The organism is Bacillus cereus group sp. BfR-BA-01360 (assembly GCF_022663595.1).
GTDB classification, from domain to species: Bacteria; Bacillota; Bacilli; order Bacillales; family Bacillaceae_G; genus Bacillus_A; species Bacillus_A cytotoxicus.
Window position 1 is genome coordinate 133777 of record NZ_JAKUFV010000009.1, and the last position, 17128, is coordinate 150904.

Sequence of the window (17128 nt, forward strand, 5' to 3'; positions counted from 1 at the left end):
CAAAAATGAAACGAAAAAGTGTTACGTTTTGAAGTGAAATAAAGGAGAGAGAAAATGAAACAAAAAGATATGGTACAAGATATTGTACAGACCGCTATTTTTCATGCACCAATTCAAAAAGTATGGGATAAAGTATCCACTGCTGAAGGGATTGCCTCTTGGTTTATGCCAAATAACTTTGAACCAAAGGTGGGACATGAGTTTTATGTACAGTCGCCTTTTGGGCCATCACCGTGTAAAGTATTAGAAATTGATGAACCGAATCGTGTCGTTTTTTCATGGGATACAGATGGTTGGATCGTTTCATTTATATTGAAAGACTTAGGAGATAAAACAGAATTTACTCTTATTCATAGTGGATGGAAACAACCTGAGGAGACAATTGCGAAAGCAAATGAAAAAGTATCTGTTATTCGTGATAGAATGGCTGGTGGCTGGGTAGCGATTGTAAATGAAAAACTGAAAAAAGTTGTTGAGGGATAAATGTCTTCCGCAGCGGCAAAATATGATGTATTTCAAGCGATTGTTGACCCAACACGCCGAGAAGTCCTTCGTTTACTAACTGAGGAAGAATTGTCAATTTCGAAAATAACTGCTCACTTTTCGATAAGCCGAACAGCTGTGGTAAAGCAGCTTCATATTCTTTCAGAGGCAAATTTAGTAAGCGGGAGAAAGAGCGGACGAGAAAAAATATATTGTTTGCATCCGGAACCGTTAGCTGAAATACGCGAATGGCCCTCGTATTATGAACAATTTTGGAATAACAAATTGTCCATGCTGAAATATATAGTTGAAAATGAAGAGTAATAGGGTACTTTCAGTAAAAAGAGGATGACCGCAGAAGGTCATCCTCGCTTTATTATTTACTTGTTTGCGGAGCTGGCTTTAATAGAAGCCAACCAATAATGAATGTAAACACCGCTAATATGAAAGTGCTCATATAAATAACGTGTACACTAGAAGCTAGTGCTTCCTGTGACTTTGTTACTATATTTGTTGCTCCGCCGTGTCCGCCTGAGACGAGATTAACATTTTGGATTCCTTGTTTATGGATCATAGTATTAAAAATAGTTCCAAAGATCGCAGCTCCTAATGTTTGGCTGAATGTATTGATAAATGTATTTAAACCAACTGCTGTACCTCGTGTATGAGCAGGAACGGCTGCTTGGATTGTGACCATATAAATCGGTGTAATAAGTCCCATTCCTAAACCGAACAGTCCTACCGCTATATAAATAAGAAATGATGGTGAATGAGTTGATAACGTAAATAATAGGAATGTAGCAACGGATAAGATGCTAGCTCCAATTAAAATAATTTGTTTCGTTTGTAACTTACCAACTAAATTGCCAGAGAAAATGGAACCAAACGTCCATAAAACAGGAATTGGCATTAAAATAAGTCCAGCTTCTGTTGCATTTTTGCCTAATACACCTTGGCTCCAAATCGGAAGGTACATCGTAATACTAATAATCATTGCACCTGCAATAAGTGTTAATAGGTTCACCGTTGATAATGTGCGGTTCGAAAAAAGTGTTAAAGGAATTAATGGTTCAGGAGATTTCTTTTCAATAAATAAGAAAAGAATAAATGCAATAGCGGCACCGATTAGTAGGCCAATAATCGTGATATCTCCCCAGTTTTGCTTACTGCTTCCTGTTAAAAGTGCGTATAGTAAAGCGATTGTACCTAGTGAAAAAATCGTTGCCCCAGTGTAATCGATATGATGTTTTGCTGATTGAACAGATTCTTTGTAGGAAATTACAATCATGAAGCAGGCAAGAATTCCAAATGGCACATTTAAGAAGAAAATATAGCGCCACGAAAGGGAATCCACTAAAAAGCCGCCCACTAATGGCCCAACAACACCAGAAACACCCCAAACAGCACTCATCCAACCTTGTGCTTTTGCACGCTCCTTTGCCTCACTATATAAGTCTCCAATAATTGTCATCGTAATTGGCATAACAGCGCCAGCTCCGATACCTTGAAGTGCACGAAAAATAATTAATTGTTCCATTGATGTAACAACTCCGCAAAGCGCAGAACCGATTAAGAAAATTGTTGCACCAATAAGAAGTACTTTTTTTCTACCAAATAAATCTGCTAGCTTTCCGTAAATTGGCGTGGAAACTGCTGTTGCTAACATATAAATGGCATATACCCAGCTAACAAGTTCGACGCCGGATAAGTCGCTTGTTATGCGAGGGATCGCTGTACTGACAATCGTTCCTTCCACAGCGGAAAGAAACGTCATTAACATTAAAGATATCATGACTTTTTTTCTCATATGTTTTCCCCTCTGTTTCAATTATTCAACATTATAAAATATAAAGGTACTAAGCTATAGAAAGCAACAAAAAAGAAACAGGAAGTCTGTTTCTTTTTTGTTGAAGAGAGCTAGGTGATTGTGATTTTTGGCAAAGGATATCCGTGTACCGATACTTTATGGCAAAAGGCGGCGTCCTTAATGAGCGTTTCTTTCTAGAATGGCGCGTTGTCCTGCTGTCATTCCAGCAATTCGACCGGTAACGAGGGCAGATGTAATATTGTAGCCACCTGTATAGCCGTGAATATCAAGAATTTCTCCGCAAAAATAGAGACCGTTCATTAATTTTGAAGCCATTTCTTTTGGATAAATTTCTTTAACGGAAACACCACCGCCTGTCACAAATGCTTTTTCAATAGGCTGCGTCCCATTTACTGCAAAGGTGAACTCTTTAAAATCTTTTGCAAGTGCTCGGATTTTTTCGTGAGATACTTGTCCTGCTTGCTGACTCCCATCAATTTCATTGCGCTCTAATAAAAATAAGAAGTATCGTTCTGGTACATAGCCTTTTAGCACATTTTTGATGCTCTTTTTCGGTTCTTCCTTAATTTGTTTCATCATGCGCTGGAAGAGTTGTTCATTATTTTCATCAGGTAATGCATCGATGCTCATTTGAATGTTATTTGTTTTAAATTTTTTCATTGCTTTTACAACAAACTGGCTACAGCGAAGAGCGGCCGGTCCAGAAATGCCGAAATGTGTAAATAACATATCCATTTTATGAGAGATAATTATCTTTCCTTTCGGATTTAAAACGCTAAGGTTGACATCGCGAAGTGCAAGACCTTGCAGCGTACGATTCTGAATGAATGGTTCATTTGAAAGAATAGGCACTTCTGTTGGAAAGAGTTCCGTAATAGTATGTCCTGCTTTATTGGCCCAAGCGTACCCATCTCCAGTTGAGCCGGTATGAGGAACAGATTTCCCGCCCACGGCAATAACAACATGGTTTGTTTCTAGAATTTCTCCTGTTTTCAAAACGACAGCTTTCGTTTGACCATTTTCATACTCAACGGTTTCAACAGGTGTATTTGTACGAGTTTTCACACCTAATTCTTTTAATCGTGTTAATAAAGCATCGACAACAGACTGCGCCTTATTAGAGGCAGGGAACATGCGTCCGTGATCTTCTTCTTTCAGTTTGACGCCAAGATTCTCGAAGAATGTAATAATATCTTCATTGTTAAAGATAGAAAAAGCGCTATATAAAAAGCGTCCGTTTCCTGGAATATGCTGAACAATTTCATCAAGTGGCAAACGGTTTGTTACATTGCAACGTCCACCGCCAGAAATTGCAAGTTTGCGTCCTAATTTATTTCCTTTATCAAGAAGTAAGACGCGTGCGCCTTCTTCAGCAGCACCAATTGCTGCCATCAGTCCGGAAGGGCCTCCTCCGATGACAATAACATCATAATGCATAATAATCGACCTCATTTTCTACAGTTCCTGCCTAAAAGAATAGCATGTTTTTATAGAAAAGAAAAATACAGTGAGATGATGTTTCAACGAAGATTGTGGTACAATACAAAGGTTAGAGTTCAGCGTTATCATATGTAGGAGGATTTATTTATGTCCGATTCAAAATTTCTGCGCGGAACGCTTATTGTGACGTTAGGAACATTTCTTGTAAAGTTCTTAGGCATGATTTATGTCTTTCCATTTCATGCATTAGTAGGCACAGAAGGCGGAACGCTTTATACATATGGATACATTCCATATACAATCTTTTTAAGTATCGCAACGGCAGGGGTGCCGCTTGCAGTTTCAAAATTTGTTTCCAAATACAATGCGCTTGGCGATTATAAAACAAGTAGACGAATGTTCCGCTCGGGAATGGTTATGATGATCGTAACAGGTCTGCTTTCGTTCTTGGTTCTTTATATAAGTGCACCTTTATTTGCCGAAGCAATGCTTGGTAAACAAAGTATACACAGTAGTGTAGAAGAGGTTACAACGATTATTCGTCTTGTAAGTTTTGCACTTATTGTTGTACCAGCAGCAAGTTTAATTCGTGGTTATTTTCAAGGGCATCAATCAATGGGCCCAACGACAATTTCGCAAATTATTGAACAGATTATCCGCATCGTTTTCTTATTAGTGGGTAGTTTCATTGTTATTAAAATAATAGGTGGATCTGTGGCGACAGCGGTTGGTGTAGCGACTTTTGCAGCATTTGTTTCTGCTGTTGGAGCGCTTGGTGTATTAATATGGTACTGGTTGAAACGTAAAAAACATCTTGATCAATATTTAATCGAACAAACAGTGACGGAATCAACTGTAAGTACGCTTCAATTGTTTAAAGAGTTATTTGCTTATGCGATTCCATATGTCGTAATTGGACTAACAATTCCTTTATATCAACAAATTGATACATTGACATTTAATGCGATTATGCAGGCAATTGGACAAGGGGATATTGCAGAGCGAGCACTTGGGATTTTTACAATGTGGACGCACAAATTAATTATGATTCCTGTTTCACTTGCGACAGCTTTTAGCTTAACGCTTGTGCCGGCGATCACGAAATCATTTACGGAAAAACAATTCCGCTATTTAAAATTACAGATTACACAAACATTTCAAGCAAACATGTTTTTGACATTACCAGCAGTTGTGGGGATTTCGGTATTGGCATATCCAATTTACACTGCATTTTATGAGGCAGATCCGCTTGGTGGACAAGTGTTAATGTGGTACGCACCAGTTGCATTACTTTTTGCCTTATTTACAGTAACGGCAGCAATTTTACAAGGGATTAACCAGCAAAAACATGCGATTATTGCTCTTGTGATGGGGGTTATCTTGAAGTTTTTATGCAATGTCATTTTTATTCGCTACTTCGGAACCGTTGGTGCTATTTTAGCAACAGGTGTAGGATTCTTAGCTTCCATTTGGTATACGAACAAACAAATTCGAAGATATGCACATTACTCATTTGACGTTGTCTATAAAAGAACGTTTCAAATTGCAGTGTTAACTCTTGTGATGGTTGTTGTTGTGAAACTATCACAAGGAATTCTCTCCTTGATTATCTCATCTGAAAGTCGTATGGGTGCGCTTATTATTACTATAATTTGTGCATGTATTGGCGGCCTTGTTTATGGATATTTAGCAATTCGTACAGGTGTACTTGAAAGAGTATTTGGCGGAGAAGCATTAGAAAAGATTCAACGTAAACTTGGCAGTAAATTAAAAATAAAAATGAAATCAAAAGGGGCGTAAGTAGCGTCCCTTTTCAATAAAGAAGGTGATTGAATGAGATTAGATAAATTATTAGCAAATATGGGATATGGAAGTAGAAAAGAAGTAAAAAAATTATTGAAAGACGGCGTTGTAAGGATTGATGGAAAACCAGTCAAAGATGCAAAGTTTCATGTGAATATAGAAAAGCAAGAAGTAACAATTTATGGTGAAGTTGTTGAATATAAAGAGTTTGTTTATTTAATGATGCATAAACCACAAGGAGTCATTTCTGCAACAGAAGACGATCATCATGAAACAGTTGTTGATCTACTGGAATTTGAAGATGCAATCTTTAATCCATTTCCTGTTGGAAGACTTGATATTGATACAGAAGGTTTGCTGCTATTAACAAATGACGGAAAGTTGACGCATCAGCTTCTATCACCGAAAAAGCATGTGCCAAAAAAATATTATGCACATATAGAAGGTGTAGTTACAGAAAAAGATGTGGAAGATTTTGCAAAAGGTGTTGTTCTAGATGATGGCTATGAAACAAAACCTGGCGAACTGACCATTTTAAACAGTGATGATATATCTGAAATTGAGCTTGTAATTACAGAAGGTAAATTCCATCAGGTAAAGCGTATGTTTGAAGCTGTTGGGAAAAAAGTCGTCTACTTGAAGAGAGTAGAGATGGGACCTTTAACGTTAGATGAGGAATTAGAACTTGGGCAATACCGTGAGTTGACAGATGAAGAGGTTGAAATGTTAAAAATGTATCAAGTGCAACACGAGAATTAAGAGTGATACCGATTTCAAGGTGCAGAAAGAACCCCTTTCTATTCATTTCGAAAGGGGTATTTATTTTACATATAATTGTTTTCGTTATGAGGTCATTCTCACTTTCTTTCCTGTCGTTGTCCACTTACCGCGGCAAGGGCTATACACGAGTTCATTAAACTGCAACACGTTCAGATCGCGTTGTATAGTTCGCGGTGTAATCCCGAACTCATCTACAAGGTCTTTCGTCGTTACCGTACCATTTTCATTGATGTACATATAAATCGATTTAATGCGTGTTAGCATACGAGTAGTTGTAGGTTTCAAGAGAAAACCACTCCTCTACTAGTTTTTTTGACCCCATTCAGGAAAGAAGGTCGTTACCACCATTGTACTCCAAATGACAAAATTCATGCTTTAACTTACTTAAATTTTACAAAAGTTTAACAAATAATAAAATAGAAAAATATTGGTAGTTGACATTCTATATCTCTGTAGTCAACTACGAGTAACTTTCTACGTAAAACGTCAAATTCCTGCAAATTTTTTTAGAAAAATAAAAGAAAAACTAATAAGAAATATCTAAAAAATTACAATTATTTGTTATTTGTTCTCTCTTTATTGATATAAGAGATTTGTGTTTGCTATGATGAAAGAAAGAATAGAGAAGAAGGTGAAGACGTCATGTCGGCAATTTATTGGATGAAAGAAGTTGAGAAACGCAAGAATGACTTAATTCGTGATACGCAGCAATTCTTGCAAATCAAAAGTGTTCTAGATGAAGAAAGTGCGAGAGAGGGCGCGCCGTTTGGTGAAGGTATAGCGAAGGCACTATCTTTCATGTTACATAAAGGGGAAGAAGAAGGATTTACTTCGAAAAATATAGAAGGGTACGCAGGTCATCTGGAAATGGGACAAGGAGAAGAGTTAGTTGGTATTTTATGTCATGTTGATGTTGTGCCGGAAGGTGATGGATGGACAATCCCTGCGTATAGCGCTGATATTTGTGATGGTAAGATTTTTGCACGTGGGGCAATGGATGATAAGGGCCCAACAATGGCAGCTTACTATGCAATGAAAATTGTGAAAGAGCTAGGATTACCGCTTTCTAAGCGTGTTCGTATGATTTTAGGAACAGATGAAGAAAGCAATTGGCAATGTGTAGAACATTATTTTAAGAAGGAAGAAATGCCAACCATTAGTTTTGTGCCAGATGCGGATTTCCCAATTATTAATGCTGAAAAAGGAATTTCTGATATACAAATTGTACAAAATGTTGAGAAAGCAAAAGGAGGAGAGTATGAGCTGATTTCATTCTTGGCTGGTCGCCGTTTAAATATGGTACCTGATTTTGCTGAAGCGAAAATTAAGACTGAAACAGGGAGTATACTTGTAGAAGAGTATGAACAATATTTACAATCGGTTCAGAAACTGGGTAAAAAGTCGATTGAAGGAAATATTGTCACATTACAAATAGAGGGCGTATCAGCTCACGGTTCTACTCCTGAAAAAGGAGAGAATGCAGGGTTGTTACTAGCTCAATTTTTACAAACGATAGAACTTGCTGAAAAAGGAGCTGCTTTTATTGCTTTTATTGCAGAAACATTTATCGATGATACACGGGGAGAAAAAGCAGGAATTGCCTATGAAGATGAAATTAGCGGACCTTTAACAGTGAACGTCGGTCGTTTTTCGTTTACAGAAGAAGGCGGGACGTTAGGAGTAAATATACGTTATCCTGTCACAACCCAATTTGAAGAGACAATTGATCGATTAAAAGAATATGTACGTACAAAAGGATTCAAAGTAGCAGATTATTCGAATTCTCATCCGCATCATGTTGATAAAAATCATGTATTAATTCGTACATTACAGCGCGTATATGAAGAACAAACAGGAGAAAAAGCTGAACTATTAGCGATTGGTGGCGGTACATATGCCCGTGCATTGAAAGCTGGTGTAGCGTTTGGGCCGTTATTCCCTGGAAAAGAAGATCTAGCCCATCAAAAAGATGAGTATATTGAAATTGAAGATTTATTAAAAGCAACAGCCATTTACGCACAAGCTATTTATGAATTGGCAAAATAAAACAAGTTGTAGTCTTACGAAGTAACCGCCCTTCATTTGAAGGGCGGGCTTCTTTTTCATGATTGAATGAGATAGGAAAGAAGAGAAACAATAATACAAAGGGGGAAGATACGATATGGTACCACATTATTTTATAGCAATTACATTACCGCATGATATAAAAGAACGATTGGCAAATTATAAGGAAGAAATGAACGATACGTTACCATTTCGCTCATGGGTACATAAAGAAGACTATCATATTACACTTGCCTTTTTAGGCAGTGCAACGCAAGAGCAGTTACAAGAGATAAAAGAGGGATTGCATCTTCTTAAAAATGAACAGGAATTTTCACTTTTATTACAAGGGTTTTCTACCTTTGGTCCCCCAGAACGTCCACGCATATTTTGGGCTGGATTAGAAGAAAGTAAAGCATTACTTCATTTACAAAAGAAAGTGCATAGCATTTGTGAACGGAGTGGTTTTTCACTTGAAACGCGGCCCTTTCACCCGCATATTACTATTGCGCGTAAATGGATCGGAGAGGCGATGTTTCATATAGAGGATATAAAGGAATTAAAACCAGTATCATTTCCAGTAGATACTGTGACACTATATAGATCGAATATGAAAGATACGCCTAAATATCACCCTGTTACAGAAATAAAGTTGCAGAAATGTAATGCATGAAAACGTTTTTTTTGCCGGTGAATATACTTATAGAAATGAATAAATTGGTGTATGCAGGATTACTCAATAGATGAATCTTTAATTTGGAGAATGATGGTGATTTTTTATGTTGAGAGTAGCACGTCCGTTTGAAGCGTATTTAGATGAAATGAATAAGATTACAATTTTACTCCCCTACACATATGGAACAAGCCAGACTTTTTCCTTAAAGGAAGAAAATGAAATGAGAGAACTCTCCATTGTTAAAACGACCTTACTTCCTAATGCAACGAAATATGAATGTTATACAGAGGAGGTATTAGATGTAGGGAAATATTATACAGTGCGGGATGAACGGGATATAGAAACGGATTTGCAAATTGGAGCTGTGATTCGCACAGCTGCTTTTGATGAAACATATTTTTACGAAGGTACAGATTTAGGAGCAAATTATAAAAAGGAAGAAACGGTTTTTAAAGTATGGGCTCCAACAGCGAGATTTGCTAAGGTTCGAATTTATAGAGAGAATGAAGAGTATACAGATTATGAAATGAAACGAGGAGATAAGGGAGTTTGGTCTTGTATTCTCCAAGAAGACTTGGAAGGAGCGCAGTATACATTTCTCGTTTGTATTAACTTAGTATGGAATGAAGCGGTGGATCCATATGCAAAGTCGGTATCGGAAAATGGACAATATGGAATTGTTATCAATATGGAAAAAGTCTCTGTCACAAAATATACATTGCCTAAGTTCCCTTCTTCTGTAGATGCCATACTGTATGAAATGCATATTCGCGATATGACTATGCATCCAAATAGTGGTGTAAAGAGAAAAGGGATGTATAAAGGGCTTATGGAAGAAAATACAAAAGGGAAACATGGAACGCTAACGGCTTTAGCTCATGTGAAAGATTTAGGTGTTACGCATGTTGAAATATTGCCATTACATCATTTTGCAGGTGTAGATGAGATGACTCCCTTTGCTGCATATAATTGGGGATATAATCCTCTGTATTACAATGTTCCGACAGGAGTGTATGCAACAAATCCGTCTGATCCATATAATCGCATGTTAGAGTGTAAACAATTAATTGAAACATTTCATAAGCATGGGATTCGCGTAATTATTGATGTTGTATACAATCATGTATATAAAAGAGAAACATCATCGTTTGAAAAGCTTGTACCAGGTTATTATTTTCGACACGATAAAAATGGAATGCCGTCAAATGGAACTGGAGTTGGAAATGACTTAGCATCTGAGCGGAAAATGATGAGGAAATTTATTGTAGATTCTGTTTTATATTGGTTAACTGAATATAATGTTGACGGGTTTCGTTTTGATTTAATGGGAATTTTAGATGTAGAAACGATGAATCAAATTGAACAGGAAGTGCGAAAAAAGAAACAAGATGCAATCTTGTTAGGAGAGGGTTGGGATTTAGAAACACCGCTTGCAGCAGAAGAAAAAGCGATGTTACGTAATGCTAGTAAACTTCCGCATATTGCACAATTTAATGATCAATTTCGTGATTGGATAAAAGGGAGCACTTTTGACGTAAGGAAAAGAGGTTTTGCATTTGGAGGACAAGTAGGAGAAAGTGACTTGCAATATGTACTACAAGGGAGTTTGTCCAGTGTAAAAGAACAAGGTCTTTTTTTGGAACCGACTCAAAGTGTAAACTATGTGGAATGTCATGATAATATGACGATGTGGGATAAACTCGTACGCAGTAATCAAGAAGCGGAAGTGATTTTAAAGCGTCGTCATCGTTTAGCGACAGCGATGGTTCTTTTCTCACAAGGGATTCCGTTTTTACACGCAGGGCAAGAATTTTATCGTTCCAAAAAAGGGAATGAAAACAGTTATAATGCTCCGGATGAGATTAATCAAATGGATTGGACTCAAAAAGAGAAAGAATTGGTGACTGTTGATTATATAAAAGGATTAATCGCAATCAGGAAAGAACATGGTGCATTTCGTTTTCAATCAGCCGACTTAATTCAAAAGCATATGAAATTCTTTCCAACACCTTCTTCTGTCATTGCTTATCATTTACAAAAAGTAGAATCATTTGGACCATGGAAAGAAATTATCGTTTTATTTCATAATGGTCTACAAATAGAAACAGTTATACTCCCAAAACAAGAAACATGGCACGTATTTGCAAACGAGAATGAAGCAAAAGCACAAGCAATTTCTTCATTTGAAGGAAGGGAACTGCAAATGGCACCTATTAGCACGTATATATTGGTGAAAATGTGACAAATCGCTACTTGACGATGAGAATGTAATAAATGTAGAATTGACAAAGGTGACGATTTGAATAAGTTGTCATTCTTATATAGGTTTTGTAAAATAAAGTAAAAGAATAAACGGTTTGTCCGTATCTTGGCTCATGCCAAGTTTTCTTTTTCTTGCATTCAACTACAGTACAATATATGAATCCACGACATGTTAAGATGTTGCGGATTTTCTTTTCATAATTATAAAAGATAAGGATTTGTTAACGGGTAATGGATATGGAATGGTTGGAACAATTATTAGGAAAAGAGTGGAGTCTTATACCGGCTGGTGGAGTAACAGGCGATGCGTATATTGCACAAAATGGACAACAAAAGCTGTTTTTAAAGCGGAATACATCGCCCTTTTTAGCGGTATTATCAGCAGAGGGAATTGTTCCAAAATTACTTTGGACAAGAAGGATAACGAATGGTGATGTAATTTCAGCTCAAAAGTGGCTATCAGGGAAAAAGTTAGAGCCAGAGGATATGAAATTGGAACGTGTTGCAAAACTTTTAAAGAAAATACATTCCTCCAAAGCGCTTGTGCAGATGATCCAACGGCTTGGGAAACAGCCGCTTCATGCGCAGGAGTTATTGCAGCAATTGTATTTTGTTTTAAGAGGAGATATAAAGGAAAGCCAAACAATTAAAGCGGGGCTTCAATATTTGAAAGCCTCATTATATGATATTGAATACGATGAGTTTGTCGTATGTCATTGTGATGTGAATCATAATAATTGGCTATTATCGGATGAAGATGAGTTATTCTTAATTGATTGGGATGGGGCTGTTATTGCAGATCCTGCTCTCGATCTTGGCATGCTATTATATTGGTATGTGCCGCGCGAACAATGGGATGAATGGTTAGCCTACTACGGCATTGAAAAGACGGATTCGTTACTTCGACGTATGAAGTGGTATGTAGTAGCACAAACTATTTTATCTATTCAATGGCATATAGCAAAAAAGCAGCAAGCAGAAGCTGAATATTGGCATCAATATTTACAGCAACTACTTGCTGAATAGTAAAGAGTTAAGAAAAATTGTCCATTCCAGCAATCCACTCAGTAAGTTGTGCTTGATTATTGGAAATATGATTGTCCAAATCAGAAGAATATTTACCCGATTGACTATAATAATATACATCGTTTAATATTGCTTTTGCATCTGCGCTGATGTTGTCATTTGCAAGCAATGATTGAATGAGACGTTCTAACTGTTCACACTCTGCAACTGTTCCGCAGCAATCATTTTGATGATTGATTAAAATATCTTTTAAAATTTCTAACTGATGCTGTTGATTAATCGGCATGATCGGACCATCCTTTCGATTGTTGTTCTTATTTGAACAAATTAAAGAAAGCACTGTTTCGTTTATGCTCTATATAGTTTTTGTCAAAATGGCACATCTTATACTTGAAAGAAACGGACCGAGTGCTCGTACGTACTTGGTTTTTTATTTGACAGTCTACTGAGAAAAGAAAGAAGGAAAAAATAGTCTAATAAAGAGAGGGAAACATCTATGCGTTTAAGACATAAACCGTATGCAATGGATCGCATTAAAGAATATTCACAATTTGTAATTGGAAACCCTGAGGAACATCGCGGCAACTGGAAAGAACTTTTTGGAAATGATCATCCTATTCATATTGAAGTAGGGACAGGACGCGGACGTTTTGTTTATGAAATGGCAAAAGCAAACCCGGATATTAACTACATCGGAATTGAAAAGTTTACGAGTGTCATTGTAGATGCTCTTGATAAGTTAATTGAAAAAGAATTACCAAATTTAAAGTTAATTAATAAGGATGCAGAAGATTTAACAGTTTTCTTTACAAAAGGTGAAATTGACCGAGTATATTTAAATTTCTCCGATCCATGGCCGAAGAAACGGCATGCAAAGCGCCGTTTAACATATAAAACATTTTTACGTAATTATGAAGAAGTGTTAGTAAAAGATGGAGAAATTCACTTTAAAACAGATAACCAAGCTCTATTCGAATACTCTCTTATGAGTATGGCTGAATATGGGATGGTATTTACATTCTTAAGTCTCGACCTTCATAATAGTGACTTTGAAGGAAATATTATGACAGAGTATGAAGAAAAGTTCTCTAGTAAAGGTCATCGTATTTATCGAGTAGAAGCAAAATATCGTACGGAGCCTGTGCAGTAAAGCACAGGTTTTTTTAGAATAAAAAAGTCTGAATTTTGTGTTAAAATGATATTAGAAAAGGAGGCAGTGCAATGGAAGTTTTACGAATTGGAAATATAAAAGTAACGTGGTTGCGTGGCGGAAATACTCATTTAGATGGCGGGGCAATGTTTGGAGTCGTCCCGAAAGTGCTTTGGTCTCGCAAATATGATTATAATGAAGCAAATCAAATTTATTTACGAACAGATCCGTTACTTGTGCAAACGAAAGAAGGGAATGTTCTGATTGATTCAGGAATTGGAAACGAAAAAATGAGTGAAAAAATGAAGCGAAATCAAGGGGTAACAGAAGAGTCATCTGTTCATGAATCGTTAGTAAGTACCGGGCTGTATCCGGAAGATATTCATTATATTTTAATGACGCACCTTCATTTTGACCATGCATCTGGGCTGACAAAGTGGGAAAACGGACAGCTTGTTTCAATGTTTCCAAACGCTAAAATTTATGTTTCAGATATAGAATGGAATGAAATGAGAAATCCAAATATAAGATCGAGAAATACATATTGGAAGGAAAATTGGGAGCCCATCGCAAGGCAAGTCGTTACTTTTAAAGAAAAAATCCAAATTACAAGTGAGATACAAATGATTCACACTGGCGGACATAGTGATGGTCATGCTGTCATTGTCTTAGAAAGTATGGGAGAGATGATGCTTCATTTAGCGGATTTATTACCAACTCACGCGCATCAAAATGTCCTTTGGGTCATGGCGTATGATGATTATCCGATGACGTCGATTGAACAGAAACAAAAATGGATGAAGTATGGAACGGAGAGAAATGCTTGGTTTACTTTCTATCATGATGCCTATTATCGCGCTGTGAAATGGGATGAAGAAGGAAAAATTGTTCAAAAGTTAGAAAGAAAGGAGAGTATTGAAGCATAAATAGAGTAGAAAAGAGAGGGGGGACAAAGTCTTTTCATCGGATCCTCTCTTTTTTATCATGAAAAAATGATAAAATTTCATCACATACTTAAGCAGCAGTGACTTCTAAAATTGTACCTGTTTTCGCATCTACTAAAAATTCAAATCGTTCTTGTATATCGTTTAAAATGGTTGTGAGACCACCGCGATACACTTCGTATGCGACATCATATTTTTCAAACGTCTCCGGAACCATATGTACCCAAGAGCCAGTAACTTCACCTTTATGACGTAATGCTTGCTTCACCATTTTCAATGCTTTTTCGGAAGAGATATGGGACTGTTCTTGAACTTTATTTGCAACAAGATAACCAGCTGCAAAACCAACGCCAAGACCAGCTATTAAACCTTTCCAGTTCATATACTCACCTCAATTCTATAAAATAGTGTATCAATGATAATTATAATTCAATTCTAATGAAAAAAGAAGAAACTAGAAACATTTTGAAAATTTCGTTACAATGAATAAGGTATTCTACTAAGGGTTGAAAGAAGGGAACTTCATGAATAAAGAGACATTAGAGCTATTTCGTACATTAACAGAACTACAAGGAGCATCAGGATTTGAGCATGATGTACGTCGCTTTATGAAGCAAGAATTAAGCAAATATGCAGATGAGATTGTGCAGGATGGTTTAGGCAGTATATTTGGTCTGAAAAAAGGAGACGAGAGTGGTCCTCGTGTACTGGTAGCAGGTCATATGGATGAAGTTGGCTTCATGGTAACACAAATTACGGAAAACGGGATGATTCGTTTTCAAACATTAGGTGGTTGGTGGAGTCAAGTATTACTAGCTCAGCGTGTACAGATTATGACAAAAAATGGTCCTATTGTTGGGGTAATTGGTTCTATTCCACCGCATTTATTAAGTGACGCGCAGCGTGCAAAACCAATGGATATTAAGAATATGTTAATTGATATTGGTGCTGACAGCTATGAAGAAGCACTTGAAATCGGTGTGAAACCAGGGCAACAAATTGTTCCAATTTGTCCGTTTACACCGATGGCAAATGAGAAGAAAATTATGGCGAAAGCTTGGGACAACCGTTATGGTTGTGGTTTGGCAATTGAATTATTAAAAGAATTAAAGGATGAAACTTTGCCAAATATATTATATTCTGGTGCAACTGTTCAAGAAGAAGTAGGACTTCGTGGTGCACAAACAGCTGCGAATATGATTCAGCCGGATATTTTCTATGCGCTTGATGCAAGTCCAGCGAATGATGCATCTGGTGATAAAGAGCAGTTCGGACAATTAGGAAAAGGGGCGCTTCTTCGTATTTATGACCGCACAATGGTAACACATCGCGGGATGCGTGAATTTATTTTAGATACAGCAGAAACACATAATATTCCGTATCAATATTTTATTTCACAAGGTGGTACAGATGCAGGACGTGTACATACAAGCAACTCCGGTATTCCATCAGCAGTAATCGGTGTTTGTGCTCGTTATATTCATACACACGCTTCAATTTTACATGTTGATGATTATGCGGCGGCAAAAGAATTATTGATGAAGCTTGTTAAAGCGACAGATAAAACGACGCTGGAAACAATTAAAAATAGTGCGTAAAAGAAAGGGGCAGTTTTGGCCTTTTCTTTTCATATATATACAAATGAAAGATATACACTCATTTTCCATAACCGTGACACAGGTGCTTGAAAAATAACATGAATATATAACTAGTTTGTGATAGAGGACAATGTATCTGGTTCTGGTTCAAAAAATCTCTTGAATTAGGACATACTAATAGTACTACTCTAGAAAAGGTGCGTGACCAGTATGGAAAAGGAAAATTTGTTCAAATGGAAGCATTATCAGTCTGAACTCGTCTTATTAACAGTAAGGTAGTATCTACGGTACAATTTGAGCTCTTGGAACCTAGTGAAAATGATGGAAGAAAGAGGTTTATCCATTGCTCACAAAACGATTATGCACTGGGTTCATCAATATGAACCTCAATTAGAGGAGAAAGTACGACATCATCTTAAAGCAACAAATAATTCATGGAGAGTCGATGAAACCTATATTAAGGTAAAAGGGAAATGGATGTATTTATACCGTGCAGTCGATTCAGAAGGAAACACGATTGATTTTTACTTAAGTAAAAATAGAAATACCCAATCAGCCAAGCGTTTTTTCAAAAAGGTCTTGGCTTTTTCGCATGTGTCCATTTCTCGTGTCATTACGGTGGATAAGAATCCAGCTTATCCAGTAGCAATTGAGGAGTTAAAAGAAGAAAAAAAGATGCCAGAAGGAATCCAAATTAAACAAGTAAAGTATCTTGATAATATAGTGGAACAAGATCACCGGTTTATGAAAAGGCGAGTTCGCTCTATGTTAGGATTCAAGTCATTTAAAACAGCAAATTCTATATTGAGTGGTGTGGAAGCCATGCATATGATGAAAAAAGGACAACTTGTTTTACTGGACAAGTCTGTTCAAAATCAAAAACAGTTTATTCATAAATTGTTTGGTTTAGCTTCATAAGCTAGAAATGTAGAGAAAATTGCTACTCTATGTGTTGAACCATTTATCCTATTATTTTAAGGGAGTAAGACTTTATCTTTTTAGGAGAGAAGACACCCACCTCAAGGAACGTGCAGGGCATAGCCCAATGAGTAGGTGGGTGATGAATCGCCTTCGGATAGGGCGTGGCTTATGCCA

16 protein-coding genes and 1 pseudogene are annotated in these 17128 nt (G+C 36.9%); 12 read left to right on the top strand and 5 right to left on the bottom strand.

The genetic code is table 11. From position 1 onward, the window contains the following. Window positions 1–54 precede the first annotated feature (54 nt). Window positions 55–483 (top strand): SRPBCC family protein, encoded by a 429-nt coding sequence (locus MR056_RS11130; RefSeq protein WP_012095834.1) that lies wholly within the window; start codon window positions 55–57, stop codon window positions 481–483. Further along, window positions 484–807: an ArsR/SmtB family transcription factor gene (locus tag MR056_RS11135; protein ID WP_012095833.1), complete on the top strand. Its 324-nt coding sequence runs from the start codon at window positions 484–486 to the stop codon at window positions 805–807. It begins immediately after the preceding gene. Window positions 808–859: 52 nt separating this feature from the next. On the opposite strand, the gene MR056_RS11140 is transcribed toward MR056_RS11135, so the two are convergent. After that, entirely contained in the window at window positions 860–2290 is a 1431-nt protein-coding gene (locus MR056_RS11140; protein ID WP_012095832.1) for an MDR family MFS transporter, read from the bottom strand. A gap of 177 nt (window positions 2291–2467) precedes the next feature. After that, window positions 2468–3748 carry a BaiN/RdsA family NAD(P)/FAD-dependent oxidoreductase gene (locus MR056_RS11145; protein ID WP_012095831.1) on the bottom strand — a complete coding sequence of 427 codons (1281 nt, stop codon included), beginning with the start codon at window positions 3746–3748 and terminating at the stop codon, window positions 2468–2470. 150 nt (window positions 3749–3898) lie between these two features. Between MR056_RS11145 and MR056_RS11150 the strand changes: the two genes are divergently transcribed. Beyond that, window positions 3899–5551 (top strand): putative polysaccharide biosynthesis protein, encoded by a 1653-nt coding sequence (locus MR056_RS11150; protein ID WP_012095830.1) that lies wholly within the window; start codon window positions 3899–3901, stop codon window positions 5549–5551. Between the two features lie 33 nt (window positions 5552–5584). Beyond that, on the top strand, window positions 5585–6313 hold the full coding sequence (locus MR056_RS11155; protein WP_012095829.1) for a pseudouridine synthase: 729 nt from the start codon (window positions 5585–5587) through the stop codon (window positions 6311–6313). Between the two features lie 84 nt (window positions 6314–6397). Here MR056_RS11155 and MR056_RS11160 read toward each other — a convergent pair whose 3' ends face one another. After that, a complete protein-coding gene (locus tag MR056_RS11160) occupies window positions 6398–6619 on the bottom strand; it encodes a DeoR family transcriptional regulator (RefSeq protein WP_000805512.1) in 222 nt (73 codons plus the stop codon). 357 nt (window positions 6620–6976) lie between these two features. On the opposite strand from MR056_RS11160, the gene pepV reads away from it, so the two are divergent. The 4 genes from pepV to MR056_RS11180 all read left to right on the top strand — a co-directional run bounded on the left by pepV (window position 6977) and on the right by MR056_RS11180 (window position 12341). Then, window positions 6977–8380: a dipeptidase PepV gene (gene pepV, locus MR056_RS11165; protein ID WP_012095826.1), complete on the top strand. Its 1404-nt coding sequence runs from the start codon at window positions 6977–6979 to the stop codon at window positions 8378–8380. Between the two features lie 115 nt (window positions 8381–8495). After that, on the top strand, window positions 8496–9050 hold the full coding sequence (thpR, locus tag MR056_RS11170; RefSeq protein WP_012095825.1) for an RNA 2',3'-cyclic phosphodiesterase: 555 nt from the start codon (window positions 8496–8498) through the stop codon (window positions 9048–9050). 106 nt (window positions 9051–9156) lie between these two features. Next, window positions 9157–11295, top strand: a complete 2139-nt coding sequence (pulA, locus tag MR056_RS11175) for a type I pullulanase (protein ID WP_012095824.1) — start codon at window positions 9157–9159, stop codon at window positions 11293–11295. Between the two features lie 251 nt (window positions 11296–11546). Beyond that, window positions 11547–12341, top strand: coding sequence for a phosphotransferase family protein (locus tag MR056_RS11180; RefSeq protein ID WP_041810077.1), 795 nt, complete (start codon window positions 11547–11549; stop codon window positions 12339–12341). Between the two features lie 7 nt (window positions 12342–12348). Here the strand turns inward: MR056_RS11180 and MR056_RS11185 are convergent, their stop codons facing one another. Then, window positions 12349–12627 (bottom strand): YtzH-like family protein, encoded by a 279-nt coding sequence (locus MR056_RS11185; RefSeq protein WP_012095822.1) that lies wholly within the window; start codon window positions 12625–12627, stop codon window positions 12349–12351. 210 nt (window positions 12628–12837) lie between these two features. Here MR056_RS11185 and trmB point away from each other — a divergent pair, with 210 nt between their 5' ends. Both trmB and MR056_RS11195 read left to right on the top strand, forming a co-directional pair. Then, a complete protein-coding gene (gene trmB, locus MR056_RS11190) occupies window positions 12838–13491 on the top strand; it encodes a tRNA (guanosine(46)-N7)-methyltransferase TrmB (RefSeq protein WP_012095821.1) in 654 nt (217 codons plus the stop codon). Window positions 13492–13562: 71 nt separating this feature from the next. After that, window positions 13563–14417: a YtnP family quorum-quenching lactonase gene (locus MR056_RS11195; protein ID WP_012095820.1), complete on the top strand. Its 855-nt coding sequence runs from the start codon at window positions 13563–13565 to the stop codon at window positions 14415–14417. Window positions 14418–14505: 88 nt separating this feature from the next. Here the strand turns inward: MR056_RS11195 and MR056_RS11200 are convergent, their stop codons facing one another. After that, a complete protein-coding gene (locus MR056_RS11200) occupies window positions 14506–14817 on the bottom strand; it encodes a PepSY domain-containing protein (RefSeq protein ID WP_012095819.1) in 312 nt (103 codons plus the stop codon). A 142-nt stretch (window positions 14818–14959) separates the two neighbouring features. On the opposite strand from MR056_RS11200, the gene MR056_RS11205 reads away from it, so the two are divergent. Beyond that, the gene (locus tag MR056_RS11205) at window positions 14960–16033 is read left to right on the top strand and encodes a M42 family metallopeptidase (protein WP_012095818.1); all 1074 of its coding nucleotides are present in this window, start codon (window positions 14960–14962) and stop codon (window positions 16031–16033) included. A 210-nt stretch (window positions 16034–16243) separates the two neighbouring features. Continuing rightward, window positions 16244–16951, top strand: a pseudogene (locus MR056_RS11210) (IS6 family transposase). Window positions 16952–17128 lie beyond the last annotated feature (177 nt).